This is a genomic window from Brevundimonas guildfordensis, from assembly GCF_014836405.1.
GTDB lineage: Bacteria > Pseudomonadota > Alphaproteobacteria > Caulobacterales > Caulobacteraceae > Brevundimonas > Brevundimonas guildfordensis.
The window spans coordinates 155,261-176,498 of the sequence record NZ_JACSQU010000002.1; the positions used below are offsets into that span (position 1 = coordinate 155,261).

A 21,238-nucleotide genomic window follows, 5' to 3' on the forward strand; every position below is an offset into this window, starting at 1 on the left:
GACGGGCGACTTTCTTCCGTTCCCGACTCCCGCTAGGAACGGAGCATGAACACGCTCGAACTCATCCTGCTGGTCGTCGCGCTCATGGCGGGCGGCGGTTTCCTCTGGGCCTACATGGGCTGGCAGAAGGCGCGCGGCGCGCTGGACGCCGCCGACGCCCGGCTGGAGCTGATGGAGGAGAGCCGCGATTCCATGGCCGAGTTCCTCAAGGCCCAGGCCTCGCAGTCGGCCGAGGCCGTGGCGACCAAGCTGGTCGCCCGCGCCACCGAGACCTTCCAGGCCCAGGATCGCGTCGCGCGTGAGCGGATGGAGGCCCAGCTCAAGCCCGTCTCGGAAACCCTCGCCAAGTTTCAGGAGCACGTCACCGCTCTGGAGAAGAGCCGCGCCGACGAGACCGGCGGGCTGAAGGAGCAGCTCAACCTGCTGATGGCCGCCTCGACCGCCACCCGCGACGAGGCGCGGCGCCTGACCGAGGCGCTGAAGGGCAACACCGGCCGGCGCGGCCGCTGGGGCGAACAGACCTGCCGCAACGTGCTGGAGGCGGCGGGCATGGCCGGCCGCTTCGACTTCGAGGAGCAGAACTCGTCGGCCGCCGACGAGGGCCGCCAGCAGCGACCGGACTTCATCGTCAAACTGCCCGGCGGCGGCATGTTCGTCATCGACGCCAAGGTCTCCCTGGCCTTCCCGGACGAGGCGGACGGCGACGAGGAGGCCCAGGCCCGCGCCATGTCCCTGCGCACCGCCGCCAGCATGAAGACCCACGTGCGTCAGCTGTCGTCCAAGGCCTATCAGGACCAGTTCAAGCCCAGCCCCGACTTCGTCGCCATGTTCGTGCCGGGCGACGCCTTCCTGGCCGCCGCCCTGGATCATGAGCCCGACCTGATGACCACGGCGATGGCCTCGCGCGTGGTCATCGTGACGCCCACCACCCTGTTCGCCCTGTGCAAGGCGGTCGCCTACGGCTGGCGCGCCGAGGAGCAGGCCAAGAACGCCGAGGACGTCGCCCGGTTGGGCAAGGAGCTTTACAAGCGGCTGTCGGTCATGGGCGGCCACGCCGCCTCGGTCGGCAAGGCGCTGGACGCCGCGGTTGGCCGCTACAACCAGTTCGTCGGCTCGCTGGAGAGCCAGGTCATGGTCTCAGCTCGCCGCTTCGAGGACCTGAAGGTGGACCACGAGGGCAAGGAACTGCCCGAACTGAACGCCGTCGAACAATCGCCGCGCGCCCTCAGCCGACCGGAGCTGCTGAACGCCCCGGAGTGACGACGGCCAAGGGTGACAAACACGCTTGACTGTGTGCGGCCTGGCTGTAAAACTCGCTTGTCAACTCACTGACGCGCGGCGGGGCCATGAAACCGAAAAAACCTCTGAGCTTGAGAGATGGGGCCATCATGCTGGCGGGGGTCCTGCTGATCGGCTTCGTCGGCGGTTTGGCCAGCGGGATTCTCGCGGACCGTCCGGGTTCGGCGGCGTTCTGGACCACGGTGGCCTTTACCGTGGTGATGATGGCGGCGGTGCTGGGGGTGTCTTTCTGGTGGTGGCGTCGTCTCGACGAAGCCGCGCGCGAGGCGCACAAATGGGCGTGGTACTGGGGCGGCAGCATGGGGATGCTGATCGGCGTCGTCCTGCTGGTCGTGCTGACGACGCGGCCGGCGGACATCGTCATTCCCGCCAGCTTCGGTCAGACGCCGGCTGACCTGCTGGGCGCCGGCATGATCGCCATCCTGGGATTCCAGCTCATCGGCTACGGCCTGGCCTGGGCCTGGTGGTGGTTCGGACGGCGTTGAGGGGGCTGTCATGAAAAACCGCCTCAAGGTGCTGCGCGCCGAGCGCGACTGGAGCCAGGCGCACCTGGCCGACGAACTGGGCGTCTCGCGCCAGACGGTCAACGCGCTGGAGACCGGCCGCTACGATCCCTCCCTGCCGCTGGCGTTCAAGATCGCCCGGCTGTTCGCCATGCCGATCGAATCCATCTTCATCGACGAGGAAGGCTGACGGCCTTTGTCGCGACCCTTCAGGAGCCTGACATGATCCGCCGACTTTTGAGCCGCACCGCCGTCTCCGTCGCCGCCCTCGCGGCCGTGCTTCTGGCGCCGACCACGCCGGCCTTCGCCCAGGCTTCGCCCGCCGCTGATCCGGACGCCGTGGTCGCCGCGCCGGCGGGATCGGGCCCGCGTCTGTGGGTGGTCAAGGACGAGGATTCGACCCTCTATCTGTTCGGCACCGTCCATGTGCTGAAGCCCGAGACCCCGTGGGGCAGCGCCAGGCTGGACCGCGCCTTCGCCAGCGCTGACGAATACTGGTTCGAGATCGCCGATCTGAACGACATGGCGGCCGCCGTGCCGCTCATCCAGGCCAAGGGCGTGTCGCCCGACCGGCCTCTGTCCAGCCTGCTGACCGCCGAAGAGCTGGCCGACCTCGACGCCGCCGCCCGCACCATCGGCGCCACGGCCGCCCAGCTAGACCAGCTGCGCCCATGGTTCGCGGCCCTGCAACTGGCCATGGCCAGCATCACCAAGGCCGGCTACCTGCCCCAGAACGGCGGCGACCAGGTGCTGCACGCCCGCGCGGCGGCGACCGGCAAGGCGATCAAGGGCTTCGAGACCATGCCCCAGCAGATCGGCTTCATCGCCGATATGTCCGAAGAGGCCCAACTGGCCATGCTCCGCTCCGGACTGAAGGAGTTCGATCAGGCGCCGGAGTTCCTGGGCCGCATGGTCAGCGCCTGGGCAAGCGGCGACGTCGACGGGCTCGACGCCCTGATCGGCCAGGAGATGAAGGCGCAGTCGCCAGAGATGTACGACGTCATGCTGACGCGTCGGAACGCTGACTGGACCAACCAGATCGTAACCCTGCTGGAAGGTTCGGGCACGGCGTTCATCTCGGTCGGGGCCGGGCATTTGGCGGGCGCCGACAGCGTGCAGGCCATGCTCGCCAAGCGCGGCGTCGCGGTCGAGGAAGTTCGCGACTGAACCGACGCGCAGGCATTGAAAAAAAAGCGTAAGGCCCGGCCCGCCGGGCCTTTTCTTTTGCCCCGCGCCCTATATCTTCGCCGTCCGCCTCGGCGCGGCGCGGGTATAGTTCAGAGGTAGAACGTCAGCTTCCCAAGCTGAATGTCGCGAGTTCGATTCTCGCTACCCGCTCCAATCATTTCAACGACTTAGAGCCTCTCCGACCCGCTGCGAAAGACGCAGTTGGGAGTTAGTTGGGAGAATCTGTCGCCGTTTCGTTCCGCCGGATGCGGTTCGCGATCTCCATAACGATGCTGTCCCGATCGACGTAAACGGCCAGTAGGCGCTGCACCCGGTCCTCTTCCCATCCAAGGATGTCCGCAATCTCGGCGGCGGTCAGGCCGGCCCTTCGCAGGCGGGTGGCGAAGGTGCCGCGCGCGTCGTGCAGGTGCTTGTCGATACCGGCCTCAGCCTTGGCGCCGACGACCTGATGTTCCAGCCCGTCCAGGCTCCACGGCCTGCCGCGCGTGTTCGACAGAACGGTCAGGCATCTGACTGGCGCCGGTCGGTTCTTCCGCTCGGCCGCGGTCGCCAGATCGGCGTGGCGGCGATGCTGCTGGGCGCGGATCTCGTCAAGCAGTTCCTTCGTGTCGTCCAACAGTGGGATGACGGCTGTCTTCTTCCCCCGGCTCTTCTTCGTCGCCTTGACGATGGCGAGGTCTCCGACGTGAGACCAGCACAACGAGGCCAGGTCTTGGCGGCGCAGGCCGGTCAGGCAGGCGAGGCGGACAATGAAGCCAACCTCGGGCGATTTCGCTGCGGCGGTGTAGCGATCGATTTCGTCGGCCGTCCAAATCTGATCAGCTCGATTGCTCGTGTAGAGCTGTTTGATCCCGGCTGCGGCATTGGGCGCGAGCAGGCCGCGATCCATTCCCCACGACAGCACACGCGACAGCACCTGGATGCCGTAGTCGGCCTTGCGGGGCCGGTCTGCCCACTGGTCGCGCCAAGCCAATATCTCGGCCTTCACGCGGCGGTCGTCCAGCGCATCGAACGGCAGGCCGCCGATGGCGAGAGGGCTGCTTCTATCGTCCATGATGACGTCCAGCCAGCGCGTCCATTCGCGCTTCGTGCTGTCGCCCAGCCCATCGAACTCCGGCGACTGCTTGTAGAGGATGGCTAGGGGTCGCAGCGTGTCGGTCTTCGGCGCCCTGCGCTCGGCCACTGCCGCGTTGTAGGCGGCCATGAACTCAGGCGAGCCCGGAGAGCCGGGGAGGCGAGGTCCGCCCTTCCACGCATACCAGTAGGTTACGCGGGTGCCGTCCGCGCGCTTCTTGGTGATCTGGTTCAGGCCCTTAAGCCGCACCCTGGCCACGCCTTTGCTCCCGCCACGCGTCCAGAGCGGACACAGAAGCGGATTGGTGGGCCGTCGAGGGCTGACCCGTCAAGATCATGACCTCGCCGCCCGGCTTGATGGTGACGCCTGCGATCTCATGCCCAGCCGCCTTCAGAGCGGCGAGGCTGCGGTCCAGATCGGTGCGTCGGACTGTCGGAACGCGGCTCACTGCCACAAGGTCGAGGTCGCGGCGCATCGGGGCCTGCATATGGGCGGCGTGGCCCCGGAAAACTCTCTGGACGCCTATCGGCTGGCCGCCCGCGCCGGGTTCGACCTGGTCGAGACGGACCTTCAGGCCACGTCCGACGGCGTGCTGGTGTTGATGCATGACAGCACCCTGAACCGGACGTGCCGGAACGCGGCGGACTATACGCCTCTGAGCGGCACGGTTCGGCTGGATCAGACGTCGTTTGCCGACCTGCGGGCCAACTATGTGTTGGCGGCGACGGATCCGGCGATGCGGCGCCCGGTGCCGACGCTGGCTGAGTTCGTGCAGGAGTGTCGCGCGGTCGGCGTGGTTCCTCTGATCGAGTTCAAGGGGCACATGCCCAACTCGCGCATCGATCAGGTGATCAGCGAGACGGTGCCAGTGCTGGGATGGGACGGCGTGGTCTTCATCGCCTTCGTCCATAACCAGATCGACTATATCCGCAGCGCCCGTCCGCTCCGGGTCGGTTTGGGCCTCGGTGATCTCCAACGAGCGGAATGTGACCGGCGGGCGCGCGGGCCACACCCTCGGCAGCGGGCCTGTCGATGCCGACATTCTGCGGATGAACTTCGCGCCTGCATCGGGAAATCCCTATGCCGACGCGACGCAGGTGATCCAGCAAGCCCCGAGGTTCCTGATCGGGAAGACGCAGCTTGTCGACGCCGAGACGCAAGGGCGCCTGTTCAACATGACGGACGGTCGGGTCTCTCCTGCAGGAAGCTGGACAAGAACCAGTGAGGCCACCGCCCAGGCGCTGCCCGATGAGGCGGCGTTCCCCTATCGCATCGGCGCGAACTACCTGGGCACCAACAACTCTGCGGAACTGGCCTTTATCGCCAGCTTCCCGTTCGTGACCACGACCGACCAGGACGGGGCCATGTACGGATCGGTCAAGGCCATCCTGGCGCATTCCGGCGTCGTCATCTGACACGTCGGCGAAGCGCGCAAGCTGGCCGCGAGCAGCGCAGATGTCCTTGACGTTTATGTGTCCGGGCAGAATAAGTCGGGCCCTACAACGGGGGGGGGGGCGGCAGGCTCGAATGGCCAGCAACGATATGATTGCAATCTCGGTGGCGGATTTGCCAAAGAGATGCTTCGTCAATTCTTTTGCTAGAGAAATGAGCGGGAGCGTTACATTTAGACCGGAAGACGAGGCCGCATTAGAGAGCAACTTCCGAATAAACGCTCACGGCCATGCTTGCCAGAATCCTTCCGACGCGAATGTATCTGTTGTATTGGGATCAATACCCAGTATTGGCCTATCAATTGGCTCTCTCAACTCAAGCCTAACGGTTCGCCGTAAGTGTGCCGGCCGATTCAGCATGAATCTGTTCTTCCCGACGAATGTTTCGATCGGCAATGGCGTTACCAGTAACGGCGTTAACATCTTGGGTTCTGGAGGGGTCCTCTCAATCGGCGACGATTGCATGTTTGCAGATGCCATTCTATCCACATTGGCGACAGTCATGGCGTGATCGATGTAGCAACCGGCGAGATTATCAACGCTGGAAGGAACGACGTGGCGATCGGGGATCATGTGTGGATCGGAGCTGGAGCGCGGATATTGAAGAATGCGCGCATCGGTAAGGGCTCGATCGTAGCGGCCGTGTCCCTCGTTGCCGGCAAGGACTACCCTCCTTGCAGTTTGATTGCCGGATCTCCGGCGGTCGTGAAGAGATCCGGCACCTCCTGGACGAGGAGCTCGATCGGCGTAGGGTGGGAAAGCACGAAGGCCAAGTTTGGCCTAACGGAATAAGTCCGACCCGACCGAGGCTGCGTGCAGATATTGACTTCTGTTACGGCTTCGGGGCCGCTCACACCTATCGGTGATAGCGGCGTGTAGGCCCTGGTGAACGGGCGCCTGTTGCAGATGCAGCCCGACGCCAGCCCAGGCAGGGCGCTGCGGCCATGTGACGTGCTCGTCAGCGGCCATCCTGCCCATGCGCGCGCTTGACTTCTAGAATATTCAGACCGCGCGGCCCCGCTTTTTGCATACGCCGCGGACGGTCGCCGCTCGCCCACGGCGGCATCCGCGTTGGGCCGCGAGGCGACATCATGCGCAGCCTTCGAGGTGGCCAGCGCCCCGTCCGCTCGCCTGATGCCTGGTTGCCTAATCGAAACACGCATCGGAGAAGAAATGGCAGTCAGGATTGCGCTGCGGCTCACGTCGCAAGGCTGGGTTATTGATGATCAGGTGGTAGCCGCCCTGCGCGAGGAGGGCATAGGCGGCGGCGAGAAGGGCTGGTCTCCGGTCATCGCCGGGGAGATCGACGGTGCGCGCCGCGTTCTGCGCGTGGTGGACTGGACAGGCGGCGCCGGCGCCAAGCCAATCGCCCTCGGCTACATCGCCGCGACGGGGCTATCTGCGAACATCGCCGACGCCATCGACGTGGGCGGCGCGGTCACGGAACAGGCCGTGCTGGACGCGCTCGGATTCACCCCCGCCGATGGGGCCGACACCTACACCAAGGACGAGGTGGACGCGGCGTTCGATGCGCTGCCCGCGCCTCCGACCGTCCCGACCTTCGCCACGGTGGCCGAGGTTCGCGACGGGACGGCGGATGGCAAGATCATCGCGCCGAAGGTGTTGGCGGATGCGCTGGCGACGGTGCCGGTCACGCCCGCGACGGCAACGGCTGGGCTGGACTTTTCCGGCTTTATCAACGCCGAGATCGCGATGACCGGCAACCTGACGGCCGGGCCTCCCAGCGGCGATTTGCGCGCAAGACGGGCGAGATCGACTTCGTGCAGGACGCGACGGGCGGGCGGACGGTCGCCTTCCACGCCGACTACATCGTCCCAGCCAAGTTCAGCCTTCAGGCCACAGCCAACGGTCGCACGTCGGTCCCGTATCGCTATCAGGCCAACGGCAAGGTTCGCCTCGCCCACGCCCCCCGCGACCCCTCGTCCGGCTGGCTGATCATTGACGACGTGCAGTATCCGCCCGACTGGCCGCATGACGACCTTGTCGCGCTGGGGCTGGAATGGGTCGAGCCCGAGCCGCCGGCACTGACGGCCGATGACATTTGCCGCCAGATCGACGCCGAGCGGGACCGGCGCACGGCGCTGGATTTCGCCTATGACTTCGGGGAAACCCCGGCCGTGGACGACAGCGGCGGCGAGATCGCAGCGGGCGAACGCCTGTTGCAGATGCGCCCCGAGGATCAGCGCAACTGGCAGGCCCTGCAGGGCGCGGCGCTGACGGCTGTCGTGTCGGGCGCGCCTGAAACCGTCCTGCCCATGCGGGCCGAGGACAACTGGAACATCCAGACCACGGCGGCGCAGGTGCTTCAGGTGCTGGCGGCCATGACCGCTCACGCCTCGGCCCTGCTGCTCCACGGCGGGGCGCTGAAGTCTCAGGTGCGGGCGGCGGCTGATCCGGCGTCTGTCGACTGGATGACGGGATGGCCCGGCGATGTTTGACCGCCTGATCCTAGAAGTCGGCCTGATCGCAGGCCTGATCCTGCTGGCGGTGTTCGCCGCGGGCTTTGCGACGGGGCGACTGACCCGGCGCTGACGAACCCGGTTCGTCCCTGAAGCCACGCCCACGCGTCGGCTGCCTATCACTCATGGCCGACATTCTTGGAGGGGCGGATGCTCGACCCGAGGGATTTCCCCGCGTTCTGGGGCCTGTGCGGCGGTTTGCTTTTCGGAGCCGTCGGTCTGGTCACCGCCTATTCCGCCAAGGCCGGCAATCCGCTGGCCCAGCGTAAGGCGTGGCTGCATCTGGGGCTCGGCGTCGTGGCCGGTCCCATTCTGGCCGAAGCGTTCACGCCCAGCCTAATCTCCGTTGTTCCTGCGCTCGATATGCGTGGGGTGGCGATGACCTTGGGCTGGATCGCGGCGAACGACCCTCGCGGCTTCTTCGGCTTCACCAAGCGCCTGGTCTATGGGGCGCTTCACGCGGTTCTGAAGGAGACACAGCGATGACCGCTCACGACTGGATGGTTCTGGCGACGGGGCTTGTTTTCCTGTCGGCCGGGGCGGTGCTGAGCCAGGTGTTCCGCCTGCTTGGGCCGACCTATCACACCAAGATCACGGCCCATTGGGCGGTGCGGGGCTTCTTCTTCGCATCGACCATCATCCTTGTGGCGCGCGGCCTCTCCTTCGTCTTTCCGGGCAAGGCCTTCGCGGTTCAGCACATGAGCGCTCTGGTCCCGGCCTCGGCCTTTGTCGTTCTCGGCCTCTCGCTCGTCCTGCTCGAATGGGTGATGCGGGACCGGGCACCGCCGCCGTGGACGGAACGCCTGCTGGGCTTCGCTGTGCGCCGAGGCGTCTCGGATCAGGCGGTTGCGGAGATGGCCTTCGCCCTGCCGCCCGAACCGCATGGACGATCCGCCAGCGAGCGCGAGCCGTGCCGCAGCATGCGCCTATGCATGATGGCGGGGGCCGTCGCGATCATTCTGGTCATTTTGGCCGTGCTGCTTACGGGAGCATGATCGCGGATAGCGACCAATCGCTCGGTATCAGTTGGGGAGTGAGCAATCGGATGCCAACAATCTGCACCCTTGATAGACCCGCATCTCTCGGCCTGAACTTTTGTTATTCTAGGCAGCGGGCGGATCACCTTGTGAGTAAGGTTTAGTAAAATAAGATCCGACCTCTGAATGTTTCCTTTGCGGCTCGCGATGCTGCTCACCTGTTGCTAGCCACGAAGCCCTGGCGCCAGGGTTATAGTTGCGCTAGTCATCCGCAGATGTTTACGCTAGAGTTCGATGAGAGAATCTATAGCTTTGGTAAGTACGAGGCGCTTGTCAGAGTAGGGACAACCGATAGGCTGATTATCTCGCTGTCTGGCGTGGGCAATGTCGCCGCGAACCAAATGGGCTTTGAGTGGCGAGCGACCATCCGGAGGCAGTCGGAAGGCGCAACTTATGTCATCGTTAAAGACACTGCTCGGTCATGGTTCAACGAAGACGATGGGTTCTCACAGTTAGTCGATTTTATCCGCCGGCTAATTCTTGATCAGCATATTTCCGACGCTGTCGCCATCGGCTTGAGTATGGGCGCGTACGGCGCATTGGTGCTTGCTAGTGTGCTTCCGATCGATCGCGTCATTGCGATGTCCTCAAGGGCATGTCTCGACGAGAGGGGCGCATTCGACGGCCGCAATCGCTCGCTGATTCAGAAGATTGCGGCCGGCCCGCGATTGAGTGTCGCCGGGCTTGAGAAACCTAGCACAACCTACGTCTATGTCTTTTCCGTCGATGAGCGGAACGACGTCTTCCATGCCGAAATCTTCGCGGCAAACAGCGCTGGCAACAATACGGTGTTCCTCGCGTATCATGGCGACCATAATACTGGTGTCACTATGACGCGTTCAGGCACCCTCTCCTCGACAATGGGGACCATTCTAGCGGGCGATCTGTCCCCAGGCACCTGGAGCAAGCTCGGATTCACGGCTGTTTCTACGGACGAGATCACTGCGATTGCCGCCTTCCATCGCGCCCCCAGAGGGATTGACGCCGCGGGCTTGGCTGAGATCATTTCCCACCGCATTCTTCCTTGCGGCGCCGAGGCGATGAAGGATTTGCGGCATCTTTGGCCGCATGCTCCGGTTTCAACGGGGAGGCGGATCGGACCTAACCATTTGCGAGCCTATCTCGGCCGGGGGTGGGGCGGAGCTCAGGCCACCGGAACCTGGAGCGTCGGAAAAGACCACGTTCTACAGTTCAGCATCATCGAACTATCGCAGCCTACATCTGTGCGAGTTACGCTCGCGCTGAGGGCCCTGGTGAACAACCGACAGGAACGTCAGTCTATTTTGATTAAGCAAGGCGAACTGATCGTTTTCGAGAAGGTCGTGACTGTGGAAGACTAAACGTTCGACGCCGTCTTCGACCTCACCACTTCCTCAGATCTCGAACTGAGCATCGAAACCCCGGACGCAGTGACCCCAAAGTCGCTCGGAGTGAATGGGGACGAGAGGATGTTAGCCTTGTATCTAATGGGCCTACGCATCGACCGTCGTTGCTCTGCTGAACTCCACCCCTCTTAAATCCGAGGCTGGACACTGCATCTTCAGTGCGCTGCGCCCCGGCAGTAAGTCCTGTCAATCAATCGCGTGGTTCACTGAACGCGCAGAGACGGGTCAAGCTGGCATTATTCCGGCCAGAGCCCCACAGCCTGCCCGCATCGTTCACGTAGCTGGCGCCAGGTGGCTCGCCCCTCGATCCCGAACACATCCGACTGGGTATAGCCCTCTCTGATTAACGCCCGCCGAACTTCCGAGGGAATGCGAAAACGACCGCTGTCCGCCAACTCGAAGGCGCGCAGGATAATTGGTGTTTGCAGCATCCTGAACTCCCCTTTCAGGCGAGTCAGAACGCAGCGGTCTCAGTTATGGTTGCCCGCGGGCGCGGCGGCCTTCAGCCCATCGCCATCCAATAGAGAACGCCGAAGATCGCCAGGCATGGGGCGATCAGGACCGACTCCAAGACCCAACCGACGCGCTTGCGATGCCTTCCCGGCATGTCCGCCCCCAGTTCGATGAGCGGCGATACTTACGCGATTGAGGGTTTTTGTCGAGGGTGGCGGCCGGATCGAAGATTCAAGCCGCCTGCTTCATGATCGTCGCGGCACCGGAATTCAGCAGATCGATGTCGACCCCACAGTCTCTAAGAATCTGGGCGGCGAGGTCGGGGCAACCGCTCACTGGCAGAACTTCCCCAAAGTAGCTCATCCAAGCCTCCGACACGATCTGCTCTTCAATCGTAATCACCGATACTCCTACGCGCTGCGGTTCAGCTCATAACTAGCGCCGAGCCTCGCGCTTCTGTTCCCCACATTCTGAACTGGATTCCGACATGGACCGTAAGGCCCTCTTCCACGCCGTGCGCCCGTTTGCGCCAGGCAGAAGGCTGAAGCCCGATTGGGTGCCGATGATCAACGCCCTGGCCGATGCGTTCGGCCTTCCATCCGTAGCGAACGGCCGAGTGCAGACCGATCTGACCGATCAGGACTTCGCCGACGCGGCGACGGCGCTGGGCTGTTCGGTCGCGCAGATCCGCGCGGTGTTCGAGGTGGAAGCCTCGGGGGCCGGCTGGTTCACCGACATGCGCGGCGAGATCCTCGCGCTGGACGGGCCGGGCGGCTTCCTGGACGGATCATCCCTGCCCAAGATTCTGTTCGAAGCCCACGTCTTCGACAAGGAGACTGGCGGTCGTTTCCGGGCCTCGCATCCCAACCTGTCGTCCGCGCGCTGGAACAAGGCGCTCTACGTCGGCGGCCAGGGTGAATACGAACGCCTGCACCGCGCTATGCAGTTGGACGCCCGCGCCGCGTTGCGTTCGGCTTCGTGGGGCGCGCCTCAGATCATGGGCTTCAATCACAAGCTGGCGGGCTTCGACACGGTTGAGGCCTTCATCGAGGCGATGAAGACCGGCGCCCGTGCGCACCTGATGGCCTTCGTCGCCTTCGTGAAGGCCAGCGGCCTGACAGCCGCGCTGCGACAGATCACGACTTATCACGCCAGCGCCGAGGCCTTCGCCCGGGGGTACAACGGGCCCGCCTACAAGGCGAACGAGTACCACGTCAAAATCGCCCGGGCCTTCGCGAAGTGGAGCGCGAAGTGAGCTTCCTCCGCACCCTCTCGCTCACCGGATGGCTCGCCGTCGCCGTCCTGACGCTTGCCCTGATCCTTCTGACCATGTGCGCCGTCGATAGCCGTCAGAAGGCCGCTGACAGGCTTCGACAGGCCGACGCAGGCAAGACCCTGGCCGAGGGCCGGACAGCCGCCGCGCAGGACGCCAGCGCCATCCGAGACCGGGCCGACGCCCGAGAGCAACAGATCGACCAGTCCACACAGGAGACGACCGATGCAATCCGCAATGCGCCTGACGATGCTGCTGCTGGCGACCACGGCCTTAGGAGCCTGTGCAAGCTCTACCCGGATCGTGACCCCCGCTGTCGGATGCTCGAAGCTCGTCCCGGCCGGGTGGGCTGATCCTGTTCCGTCCGCCGCCTTTCCGCAGGACGCCGCCTCGGTCCGCGACTGGCAGGTGTTCGGCGTCGAGCAGTCGGGCCAGCTGGCCAAGGCCACTGGGCGGACGGCGGACGTGATCGGGATCGTGCGGGCCTGCGAGGCGCGTGACGCGGCGGCCGTCGAGCGAATAGGGCGGCCGTGGCGGGCTCGCTTGAGGCCAGGCTAGGGGCCCAACCTCCCATTATGCCTGCTGCGTCGAGCCCCGAGGCTCCGCCATGCCCCGTCGCCCTTCACCGGGTGGCGGGGCTTTCTTCGTTTTAGGATTGGGCGCGCCGGCGATGCAACGTAAGCGCCGCGCCGCCAGCGAGTGCCCCGCCCAGCAGGATCATCGCCCATTCGGACAGAGTCGGGATCGGTTCCGCTCCCGATGAGAAGGCAGCATCCATCGCGAAGCTGTAACTCATTGTAACCCACGCGGGGCCCGCGGGGACCTCATAAAAAAGAACTCCCCCGTCGGGATAGATCGCGTCACTCCCCAGCACCGCAACGAAACCGTTCTCAACGTCAACCAGGTTGAAAAGAAGAGCGTATGTTTTTCCAGGTTCAAGCTTTACTTCAGGAGTGATTGTAACGGGCTCGTAGTTATCATTTTGATAACCAACTGAAAATGGAGGCCCAACCCAAAGCGAAGGCCCGGGTGCGCCGGACGACCACTCGTGGATGCTGGCCATCACCTCGCTCTGGCTGCCTTCCATAAAGACCGTGAAGGCCGCCTGCTTGTTCAGCGCCACGAAGCGCTGACCACCAATGGGCGTGAGATAGCTTAAGGTGAAGTGGGTTTCCCCTCCTGGCAGGTTAAGCGTCTGGGCGCGCGCGCCTGGCCCAACCAACAGGATAACAAGGCCGATGAGGATACCAATTAGTCGCAAAACTCTTGCCCCAACCAACGCTATTTGCTTGTCGAGCCATAAACCATGGCTACTCTAAACAGGCAACGCATGCTGCCCAAATGGAAGCTTCGGCCTGCGTCAGCACCGCAGTTCGTGAGACGGCGGCTTCTAGCCGGCCTTGCGGCGGGGAGCAGCGCGGCGCGCTTTAGCTGGCGGAGCGCGGGTTCATGCCCATGGTTATTCACGCGGCCAGCGCCAGAGCACGCGCATCCCCCCGCCGCTGGCGTGGCCGCTGATCCGTGCGCCTGGCCCCGTCTTCCCGCAGGCGGCGCACCTGAGCGAGGCTTGCAGGTCTTTGAGCGGTTTGCGCCGTGCGGCCGCAGGCCACAGGGCCCAAGCTGGCCCCACGGTGTGTTCGCAGGCGCACGAAAGCTCCAACTGGTCGCAGGACGCGATGTCATCCACCGCGACCGAGTCGTCGTACTCGCGAAGCATGTCTCAGTGCGCCGTCGCGCCCCGCGTCGTGCACGCTGAGCGCAGCCGCGCCAGAGCCCCGGGAGCCTTCGCCTCGATCTCGCGCAGGATGCACCCGGCACCCGCCCGGCCGTCCGCCGTGGTCAGGTCGAGGCCGGTCAGCTGCAGCATAAGGGCGGCCAGTTCCTTGTCTCGCTCGCTCATTGCGGGCGCCCGACCAGGCGCAGCCCCGCGACCAGTCCGGCGACCAGATCGACTGGCGGGGTAGGGGTGTCCGCGCGCTCGCGCTGTTCCAGATCCCGGTCCAGCTTCTCCAGATCGCGAGCGAAGGCCTCATCGGGGCCAAGGGGTTTCGTTTCCATGTTCGTCCTCCTCAAGCACCGACCCGAGGCGGACTCCTGCACGAGAACAAAATAAGAACAAGTAGACTGCCAGACGCCCGCTTTCAGTTGGGAAATCGCTGTAACTCATTGCAAACAAATAGGTCAAAACCGCCCCGGTTGGGACCTAATACGTTGATTTCTCGAAGACCCTTGGAGCTTCCCAAGCTGAATGTCGCGAGTTTGATTCTCGCTACCCGCTCCATTATCCAATGACTTACGGCCGTAGTTCGTTCCGGCGGCCGGACAAGCACGTCCGCCCATCACGCCTCTAGATTCGGCTGCTGCGCGCGAGTCATGGGTGCTTCTCTAGAAACCGGGCCATGAGCGTTGCCGGGTCATCGCTCTATTCGCCCCAGAAATGGCGCGGCCGCCAGCGCGGCCTGGCTGCGGTTATTCACTTTGAGCTTCTTCAGGATGGCGGACACATGTTGCTTCACCGTGCCTTCGGTGAGGTCCATGTCGCCAGCGATCTCCTTGTTCAGCTTGCCGTCGGCGACGCCGCGCAGGACGCGTAGCTGGGCCGCAGACAGGCGTGCCACGCGACGGTGAAAGTCGATCGCGGCCGGATCGGCCGAGGTCTCGATCGGAAAGACCTCTTCGCCTCGCAACACGGCGCCGACGGCGTTGACCAAGGTCTCCACGGGGGCCGCCTTGGACAGATAGGCCTTGACGCCGAACGCTCGAGCCATGGCGACCGAATGGGCGTCGACACGCGAGGACACCATGGCGAAAGCGGCCTGCGGCAGACGCTGCTGCAGCCGCAAGAGCGCATCGAACCCCGTGGCGTCGGGCAGCATCAGGTCCAGCATGACCAGCTTGACCCGGGCCCCGCCCACGCGGGCGAATTCCTCAGCCTCGGCGGCGCTCAGCACCCGCGCGAAATCCAGATGGACATAGGCCGCGCGAATGGACAGCTCGAGCGCCTGCCCCACCAGGGGGTGATCGTCCACGATCAGAACTGTCCAGCGCACCTGTCGCGCTCACCTCGCCATGAGAAACCTACCCAAGATTGAAGGCCATTCCTTAATCAGACGTATCGTCCAGGCTTCGGACTGGAGCGTCGGCAGGCCCCCGCGAAAGACGCCCAACCCTATAACTTTGGTTCTATTTCGCCCTTTTTGGGGGTCCGGCTTGTGGACGAGGGGGCGTTTCGGGATGATTTGGTCCCCCAACAACGGCGCGACCGACGCCGCTCAAGCAAGTTGGAGATGACCATGAACAAGACCCTGATCGCCGCCGCCGCCGTCGTCGCCTTCACCGCCGTCGCCGCCCCGGCGCTGGCCCAGTCGGCCTCGACCACCGGTTCGGGCTCGATCACCGTGATCCGCCCGCTGACCATCACCAAGACCGCAGACCTGAAGTTCGGCACGGTCGTTCGCCCCAGCACGGGCGCCGGCTCCGTCGCCGTCAGCGCCGCCGGCGCTCGGTCGGTCGCGGGCGGCGTGGTCGGCCTGAGCTCGGGCGACACGCCCGCCGCCGCAGCCTTCACGGTCGCCGGCGAAGGCGGTCAGTCGGTGTCGGTCACCATCCCCGCCACCTTCTCCATGGCCAACGGTTCGGACACCCTGACCGTGACCACCAGCAACAGCCTGACCGGTTCGGCCGCCAGCCAGACCCTGTCGAACGCCCTGGGCTCGGCCGGTTCCCTGGCCTTCACGGTCGGCGGTTCGGTTCCGGTCGCCTCGACGACGGCGACGGGCGCCTACACCGGCTCCTTCACCGTGTCGGCCGCCTATAACTGAGCCATGTTCCCGCTGCACCGGGATGATGATCGGACAACGTGGCTTAACGAGTCGGAAGGGTTCGGCCGCCATCGTTTTGAAGCTGTCTTGAGCGGAGTCAGGTCATTGATGTTGCGTTATCTCCTGCCAGCCGTGGCCGTCCTGCTGGCCGCCGAACCGGTCTTGGCGCAGGTCGGCGCCGATCTGAACATCTCGCCCAAACGCGTGGTGTTCGGGCCCGGCGAGCGCAGCGCCACGGTCTATGTCTTCAACCAGGGCGACCAGCCGGCGACCTATTCCGTCGAGCTGGTCGACCGGGTGATGACCTCAGACGGCCGCATCGTCGCCATCGACGAAGAGCCGGGCGCCCAGGTCGATTCCGCGCGCGACCTGGTTCAGTACACGCCCCGGCGCATCAGCCTGGCGCCGCGCACCAGCCAGGCCATCCGCGTGCGCGCGCGGCCGGGCGGCTCTGGCGAACACCGCACCCATCTGACGGTCACCGCCCTGCCGCCTGAGACCGCTGGGTTCACAGTGGATCAGGCCGCGGCAGGCGCCGCCGATGAGGTGTCGCTACAGGTCGTGGCCCTTTTCAGCGTCAGCATCCCGGTCATCGTGCGCGACGGTCCCGTCGATGCGCGCGCTGCGATCGACCGCGTGGCGCTGCGGCAGGAAGCCCAGCAAGAGCTGCTCTCGCTTGACCTTGTCCGCACGGGCGCCAACTCGGTCTACGGCGACATCGAGGTGTTTGCCGAAACGCCCGGCGGCCAGGTGCTTCTGACCGCCGTGCGCGGGATCGCCGTCTATCCCGAGATCGATCGGCGCACCGTCGTCATCGCCCTTCCCCAACCGCCCGTCGCGGGTCAGTCGATGACCATCGTCTACCGCGACGACGACGCCGACCGGGGTGAAGTTCTGGCCACGGCGACCCTGGTCGCGCCGTGACGGTCGTCCGCTCCGCCGGAGCGGCCGTGGTCGCGCTGGCGGCGTCGATGGCGTCCTGGCCCGCTTCGGCGCAGGAGGCCCTGGTCCGCAATCTGGTGATCGCCGCCGAGCCCGAACCCTTCAGCGCAGATGATCTGCTGTGGATGGAAGTCCGCGCCGGCGACACGGAGCTGGCGGACTCGATGAATGTCTTCGTGTCGCGCGCCGGCGTCTTCCTGCCGCTGGGCGAGTTCGCCCGCGTGGTGGACGTGGCTGTCGGGGTCTTTCCGGCCCAGCGTCGGGCGGAGGGCTGGGTCATCGAGCCGTCGAACCGGCTCGTCGTGGATCTGGCGCGTCGCGAGGCGACCATCGCCGGGCGCGCCATCACGATCGGCGTCGACCAGGCCGCCATCTACGGCGAAGACCTCTATGTTCGCGCGGACCTGCTGGAGCAGCTTCTGCCCGTGCGGCTGAAAGCCGACGCCAGCGCCCAGACCCTGGCGGTGACCACGACCCGTCCCCTGCCATTCGAACAACGGGCGGAGCGGTTGCGGCGGCAGGCGGCGCTTGGCGGCGCCTCGGACCTGGAAAACGCCATGCGGGTGGACACCCCTTATCGCCTGGCCAGCCCTCCGTCGTTCGACGTGAACATCGGCGGCCAGCTGACGCGCGACGGCGTGGACAACGCCTCACGCTTTGACCTCAGAGCGTCAGGCGACCTGCTACACGCGGGGTTCGAAGGCTATGTCGGCTCGGATGATGACGGCGAGATCGGCACGGTCCGCGTCATGCTGACCCGCAAGGACCCTTATGGCCGCGCTCTGGGGCCGCTAGGCGGCACCCGGGCCGCTGTCGGCGACGTCTATTCGCCCTCCATGCCGATCGGCCCGGCCGGCGTGTCCGGTCGGGGCGTCTTCTACACCTCGGCGCCGCTGGAGAGCCTGGACCTCGCCACCCCTCTAAACCTTCGCGGCGAACTCGCCCTGGGCGAAGAGGTGGAGCTCTACGTCAACGAAGTGCTGCAGCGTGCGCAGACGTCTCCCGTGCAGGGGCGCTATGAGTTTCTGGATGTTCCCCTGGCCTTCGGCCTGAACACCATCCGGCTGGTCTTCTACGGCTCGCAGGGACAGATCCGCGAGACGGTCCGCCGGATCAACTTCGGCACGGGCCAACTTCAACCCGGCCGTCTTGTCCTGAGGCTCGGCGCAGTGGAGCAGGACCGCACCGTCTTCGATATCGGCGAACCGCTTTCTGGATCGAGCAGCGGGTCCGCGCGGGTGGCGGTCACCGCGGATTATGGCCTCACGCCCGGTTTGACCCTGAGCGCTGGCGCTGCCCGCTATCAGCCCCAGGGGCGCGATGCGCGATCGCTGACGGCTCTGGGTCTTCGCGGGTCGCTGGGCGTTTTCGCGACCCAGCTCGACGCCGCCATCGACAATAACGGCGGACGAGGGGCCACCGGCACCCTGGCCACCCGCTTCGGCGGGATTTCGCTGCTGGGCCGTCATTCGGAATATACAGGCGGCTTTGTCGACGAGACCCGGCAACTGGGCGCCAGGGACCAGGCCCCGCTGCGCCGCGCCACCGACCTGCGCGCGGATGGACAGTGGTCCGCGCCCAATGGCTTGAGCGTTCCCGTATCCTTGAACGCGCGCCATCTCGTTCGCGCCGACGGCGCCGAACTGACGAACGCCGAGGTGCGAGCCTCGGCGCCGCTCGGACGGCTCTATGCATCAACCAACATCGCCTATGAGGCGGAGACCGGCGGCGACATCTCTACGCGCCGCTGGCTGGGAGGGTTCGACGTGACGACGCTGGTGTCCGCGCGTATCCAGACCCGTGCCGGCCTCACTTATGAGATTTCGCCTGATCCAGAGTTGGACTCCGCCTATATCACCGCCGACTGGCAGATCAACGAGGCCGCCGCCCTGCGCGTGGGCGCCGTCCGAACCTTGGGGCCGCAAGGGACGACCTTCCTCCAGGCCTCGCACCTGTGGCGGGCCCCGCGGTTCGATCTGGCGCTCAATCTGGCCTATGAAACCGACCGCCGTGACTGGCGCGTCGGCCTGCAGATGGGCTTCGGCTTCGGCTATGACCCGGGTCGCGGAGGGTATCGCATGACGCGCCCCGGCGTGGCCGGCGGCGGCTCCGTCGCCATCAATGCCTGGGTCGATGAAAACGGCGACGGCGTGCGCCAGCCTGGCGAGCCTGGCGTGCCGGGCCTGATCGCGGACACGCCGGCCGGGGCGCAGACCACCAATGCTGAAGGGCGCGCCTTCGCCACGGGGCTGGGCGACGCGCCGACCGCTCAGATCCGTCTGAACGCCGAAGCGGTCGACGACCCCTTCCTGATCGGCGGACCCGACGTCATCCGCATCGTGCCGCGACCCGGTCGCGCCAGCCGGATCGACTACCCGATGCAGCGCAGCGCCGAGGTCCAGCTCCAGGCCATGTTGATCCAGCCGGACGGCGCCGCCCGCGCCATCGCCGCCTTGGCGATCCTGCTTGTCCCCGAGAACGGCGGCGAGGCCGTCGCCGGCCGCAGCGACCACTCCGGCGTCGTGTTCTTCGAACGTCTGCGGCCGGGCGCCTATGATCTTCGGCTTGACCCCGACCAGGCGCGCGCCCTGGCGCTGTCACTGGATCGGCCTGTCCGCGTGAGCGTGCCCGCCGGAGGCGGCTTCGTGGAGGGCGGGAGTTTCAGCGTGAGGATCGCCGGGGAGAGGCTGCAATGATCCGTTTGTTTCTGATCGGCCTTGTCACGGTGATTGGCCTTGGCGCGCCGGGGCTGGCGCACGCCCAAGCGATCGTGACCCGATCGCCGGCGACGGCGCCCACCTTGGGCACGACGATCCGCGGGTCGACGGCGACCACCTTCACCATATCCACGTCCGGCGTCGTGACGCGCACCTCTGGCGACGCCATCCGCCTGACCAGCGGCACGGTGACGACCCCGACTTTCAGCGTGAACTGCGGCCTGCTGAATATGTCCGGCCTGTGCGCACTGAGATACATCCGGGTCACCATTACGCCCGTTGGCGGCGGCGCCGCCACCGTGACCAGACTGCGTGTCGGCGCCCTGAGCGGCGCCACCTATCGCAGCGGCGGCGCGCCCGCCGAGGGCCCTTCGGTCACGTTCGACCTCAATCCCTTGGGCCTGTTGAGCACCGCCTCCTTCCGCCTGGGCATGGATGTGACCTTGGCCGCCAATGCTCCAAGCGGAACCCATGGCTTCGACTATCTCGTCACTGTAGAACTCGTCCGATGAAGCTGATGCGCTTGGCGTTTCCGGCCGTTGCGGCCGTCGTCCTGTCTGTCCCGCAAGGCGCGGTGGCGGAGCCGGTCCGCTCCACCTTGTCCGTCGTGCGCAGCTTGAGCATCGCCTCGGTCCGCCCGATCCAGTTGGCGCACGGACCGCTGGATCGGCCCTTGGGCGTCAGCGCGGAAATGCCCATCGACGCGCCGGCCGTCATTCAGATCGCCGGCGACCCGGGCCGCGTCTATCGCATTCGAGCGCCTCAAGCGCTGGTGACGGCGCGCGGCGAGACTGTCCTGGATGATCTGCGGCTGTGGAGCGCCAATACGGGGGAGGTGTCATCCAGCCGCGCCGGACGCATGGACGCCAATGGCCGCGACGTCCTGTACGTCACCGGGCGCTTGACGGCCGCCGGGACCGGTCGGGCTTCCCTGCCGATCAGCATCGCCTACGAATAATCAGACCAGACGCCTTAAGGCGACGATGAGCGCCCGCACCTGGTCGTCTGGCGGCGTCTTGCCTGCGGCGAACCCTTGATCGATCTGCATGGCCAGGTCGCCGACTTCAACGAACCCGAACAGGCCGGCTGCGCCTGCAAGGCCGTGCGCAAGGCGCTCTATCTCCGGCGCGTCTGCGCGGGCGAGCGCGTCGGCCAAGGCGAGGCTGTCGGCGCCGGCCCGCTCGCGAAAGCGCAGGCGGAGCGGTTCCAGCGGATCGCCGCTCAAGCGGCGGCCTCCGCCAGAAGATCGCGGATCTGCTTAGCCAGGGTCATCGGGTCAAAGGGTTTGACGATTACGCCGATCGCTCCCAGCGCCTTCAGATGGTCGATCTCGCCGGACTGGGCGCGGGCGGTCATGAAGATCACCGGCGTGGCGGCGTGGCCGGGGATTTCCCGCAAGCGCCTCAGCACGCCCGTTCCATCCAGGGTAGGCATCATGAAGTCGAGCAGAAGCACGTCCGGGGTCTCCCCATCGGCGATGCGATCAAGCGCCTCCTGGCCCGAACCGAGGCTGGTCAGCGAAACGTCCGGGTCAAGTTCCAGCGCCATGGCCGCCACTTCGCGGATATCCGGCTCATCATCGACATGCATCAAGGCTAGAGGCACGGCATCTCC

The 21,238-nt window shown here is 65.6% G+C and carries 27 protein-coding genes, 1 tRNA gene and 1 pseudogene; 20 read left to right on the top strand and 9 right to left on the bottom strand.

Annotated features, from left to right (window positions below):
* The first annotated feature begins 45 nt into the window (after positions 1–45).
* From H9656_RS09190 to H9656_RS09210, 5 genes are all read left to right on the top strand, one after another.
* Positions 46–1,260 (top strand): DNA recombination protein RmuC, encoded by a 1,215-nt coding sequence (locus H9656_RS09190; protein ID WP_191743968.1) that lies wholly within the window; start codon positions 46–48, stop codon positions 1,258–1,260.
* 86 nt (positions 1,261–1,346) lie between these two features.
* Positions 1,347–1,784, top strand: coding sequence for a hypothetical protein (locus tag H9656_RS09195; protein WP_191743969.1), 438 nt, complete (start codon positions 1,347–1,349; stop codon positions 1,782–1,784).
* Between the two features lie 10 nt (positions 1,785–1,794).
* Entirely contained in the window at positions 1,795–1,992 is a 198-nt protein-coding gene (locus H9656_RS09200; protein ID WP_191743970.1) for a helix-turn-helix transcriptional regulator, read from the top strand.
* A gap of 32 nt (positions 1,993–2,024) precedes the next feature.
* The gene (locus H9656_RS09205; protein WP_191743971.1) at positions 2,025–2,969 is read left to right on the top strand and encodes a TraB/GumN family protein; all 945 of its coding nucleotides are present in this window, start codon (positions 2,025–2,027) and stop codon (positions 2,967–2,969) included.
* Between the two features lie 99 nt (positions 2,970–3,068).
* Positions 3,069–3,143, top strand: a tRNA-Gly gene (locus H9656_RS09210).
* Positions 3,144–3,198: 55 nt separating this feature from the next.
* Here H9656_RS09210 and H9656_RS14260 read toward each other — a convergent pair.
* Positions 3,199–4,323: a tyrosine-type recombinase/integrase gene (locus H9656_RS14260; protein ID WP_318240625.1), complete on the bottom strand. Its 1,125-nt coding sequence runs from the start codon at positions 4,321–4,323 to the stop codon at positions 3,199–3,201.
* Positions 4,304–4,672: a hypothetical protein gene (locus tag H9656_RS14130; RefSeq protein WP_225212498.1), complete on the bottom strand. Its 369-nt coding sequence runs from the start codon at positions 4,670–4,672 to the stop codon at positions 4,304–4,306. The genes H9656_RS14260 and H9656_RS14130 overlap by 20 nt, the downstream gene beginning before the upstream one ends.
* Between H9656_RS14130 and H9656_RS14320 the strand changes: the two are divergent.
* The 8 genes and pseudogenes from H9656_RS14320 to H9656_RS09255 form a co-directional block, all read left to right on the top strand.
* Positions 4,553–4,942, top strand: a pseudogene (locus tag H9656_RS14320) (glycerophosphodiester phosphodiesterase); the annotation flags it as partial. The gene H9656_RS14130 and the pseudogene H9656_RS14320 overlap by 120 nt on opposite strands.
* Positions 4,943–5,051: 109 nt before the next feature.
* The gene (locus tag H9656_RS14220; protein WP_263598620.1) at positions 5,052–5,480 is read left to right on the top strand and encodes a hypothetical protein; all 429 of its coding nucleotides are present in this window, start codon (positions 5,052–5,054) and stop codon (positions 5,478–5,480) included.
* 591 nt (positions 5,481–6,071) lie between these two features.
* Positions 6,072–6,308 carry an acyltransferase gene (locus H9656_RS14265; RefSeq protein ID WP_404821566.1) on the top strand — a complete coding sequence of 79 codons (237 nt, stop codon included), beginning with the start codon at positions 6,072–6,074 and terminating at the stop codon, positions 6,306–6,308.
* Positions 6,309–6,623: 315 nt separating this feature from the next.
* Positions 6,624–7,472 carry a hypothetical protein gene (locus H9656_RS09235; protein ID WP_191743974.1) on the top strand — a complete coding sequence of 283 codons (849 nt, stop codon included), beginning with the start codon at positions 6,624–6,626 and terminating at the stop codon, positions 7,470–7,472.
* A gap of 11 nt (positions 7,473–7,483) precedes the next feature.
* Entirely contained in the window at positions 7,484–7,975 is a 492-nt protein-coding gene (locus H9656_RS09240) for a DUF4376 domain-containing protein (protein WP_191743975.1), read from the top strand.
* A gap of 171 nt (positions 7,976–8,146) precedes the next feature.
* The gene (locus tag H9656_RS09245; RefSeq protein ID WP_225212417.1) at positions 8,147–8,482 is read left to right on the top strand and encodes a hypothetical protein; all 336 of its coding nucleotides are present in this window, start codon (positions 8,147–8,149) and stop codon (positions 8,480–8,482) included.
* Complete coding sequence (locus H9656_RS09250; protein ID WP_191743976.1) at positions 8,479–8,991, top strand: hypothetical protein; 513 nt, start codon at positions 8,479–8,481, stop codon at positions 8,989–8,991. Before H9656_RS09245 ends, H9656_RS09250 begins: the two co-directional genes overlap by 4 nt.
* A 257-nt stretch (positions 8,992–9,248) precedes the next feature.
* Positions 9,249–10,373 (top strand): alpha/beta hydrolase, encoded by a 1,125-nt coding sequence (locus tag H9656_RS09255; RefSeq protein ID WP_191743977.1) that lies wholly within the window; start codon positions 9,249–9,251, stop codon positions 10,371–10,373.
* A gap of 729 nt (positions 10,374–11,102) precedes the next feature.
* Here H9656_RS09255 and H9656_RS09260 read toward each other — a convergent pair.
* Positions 11,103–11,273: a hypothetical protein gene (locus H9656_RS09260; protein WP_191743978.1), complete on the bottom strand. Its 171-nt coding sequence runs from the start codon at positions 11,271–11,273 to the stop codon at positions 11,103–11,105.
* Positions 11,274–11,358: 85 nt separating this feature from the next.
* Between H9656_RS09260 and H9656_RS09265 the strand changes: the two genes are divergently transcribed.
* Both H9656_RS09265 and H9656_RS09270 read left to right on the top strand, forming a co-directional pair.
* The gene (locus H9656_RS09265) at positions 11,359–12,126 is read left to right on the top strand and encodes an N-acetylmuramidase family protein (RefSeq protein WP_225212418.1); all 768 of its coding nucleotides are present in this window, start codon (positions 11,359–11,361) and stop codon (positions 12,124–12,126) included.
* Positions 12,123–12,497, top strand: coding sequence for a hypothetical protein (locus H9656_RS09270; protein WP_191743979.1), 375 nt, complete (start codon positions 12,123–12,125; stop codon positions 12,495–12,497). The genes H9656_RS09265 and H9656_RS09270 overlap by 4 nt, the downstream gene beginning before the upstream one ends.
* A gap of 296 nt (positions 12,498–12,793) precedes the next feature.
* Here H9656_RS09270 and H9656_RS09275 read toward each other — a convergent pair whose 3' ends face one another.
* The 4 genes from H9656_RS09275 to H9656_RS09290 all read right to left on the bottom strand — a co-directional run bounded on the left by H9656_RS09275 (position 12,794) and on the right by H9656_RS09290 (position 15,173).
* A complete protein-coding gene (locus H9656_RS09275) occupies positions 12,794–13,405 on the bottom strand; it encodes an IPTL-CTERM sorting domain-containing protein (protein ID WP_191743980.1) in 612 nt (203 codons plus the stop codon).
* 459 nt (positions 13,406–13,864) lie between these two features.
* Positions 13,865–14,044, bottom strand: a complete 180-nt coding sequence (locus H9656_RS09280; protein WP_191743981.1) for a hypothetical protein — start codon at positions 14,042–14,044, stop codon at positions 13,865–13,867.
* Entirely contained in the window at positions 14,041–14,202 is a 162-nt protein-coding gene (locus H9656_RS09285; RefSeq protein ID WP_191743982.1) for a hypothetical protein, read from the bottom strand. Before H9656_RS09285 ends, H9656_RS09280 begins: the two co-directional genes overlap by 4 nt.
* Positions 14,203–14,558: 356 nt before the next feature.
* Entirely contained in the window at positions 14,559–15,173 is a 615-nt protein-coding gene (locus tag H9656_RS09290) for a LuxR C-terminal-related transcriptional regulator (protein ID WP_191743983.1), read from the bottom strand.
* 264 nt (positions 15,174–15,437) lie between these two features.
* Here H9656_RS09290 and H9656_RS09295 point away from each other — a divergent pair, with 264 nt between their 5' ends.
* The 5 genes from H9656_RS09295 (at position 15,438) to H9656_RS09315 (ending at position 20,582) form a co-directional block, all read left to right on the top strand.
* Positions 15,438–15,965 (top strand): DUF4402 domain-containing protein, encoded by a 528-nt coding sequence (locus tag H9656_RS09295; RefSeq protein WP_191743984.1) that lies wholly within the window; start codon positions 15,438–15,440, stop codon positions 15,963–15,965.
* Between the two features lie 108 nt (positions 15,966–16,073).
* Positions 16,074–16,889 carry a fimbrial biogenesis chaperone gene (locus H9656_RS09300; RefSeq protein WP_191743985.1) on the top strand — a complete coding sequence of 272 codons (816 nt, stop codon included), beginning with the start codon at positions 16,074–16,076 and terminating at the stop codon, positions 16,887–16,889.
* Entirely contained in the window at positions 16,886–19,603 is a 2,718-nt protein-coding gene (locus H9656_RS09305; RefSeq protein WP_191743986.1) for a hypothetical protein, read from the top strand. Before H9656_RS09300 ends, H9656_RS09305 begins: the two co-directional genes overlap by 4 nt.
* Complete coding sequence (locus tag H9656_RS09310) at positions 19,600–20,136, top strand: hypothetical protein (protein ID WP_191743987.1); 537 nt, start codon at positions 19,600–19,602, stop codon at positions 20,134–20,136. Before H9656_RS09305 ends, H9656_RS09310 begins: the two co-directional genes overlap by 4 nt.
* The gene (locus H9656_RS09315; RefSeq protein ID WP_191743988.1) at positions 20,133–20,582 is read left to right on the top strand and encodes a DUF4402 domain-containing protein; all 450 of its coding nucleotides are present in this window, start codon (positions 20,133–20,135) and stop codon (positions 20,580–20,582) included. Before H9656_RS09310 ends, H9656_RS09315 begins: the two co-directional genes overlap by 4 nt.
* Here the strand turns inward: H9656_RS09315 and H9656_RS09320 are convergent, their stop codons facing one another.
* Positions 20,583–20,849: an Hpt domain-containing protein gene (locus tag H9656_RS09320; RefSeq protein WP_191743989.1), complete on the bottom strand. Its 267-nt coding sequence runs from the start codon at positions 20,847–20,849 to the stop codon at positions 20,583–20,585.
* Entirely contained in the window at positions 20,846–21,229 is a 384-nt protein-coding gene (locus tag H9656_RS09325; RefSeq protein WP_191743990.1) for a response regulator, read from the bottom strand. Before H9656_RS09325 ends, H9656_RS09320 begins: the two co-directional genes overlap by 4 nt.
* Positions 21,230–21,238: the final 9 nt, after the last annotated feature.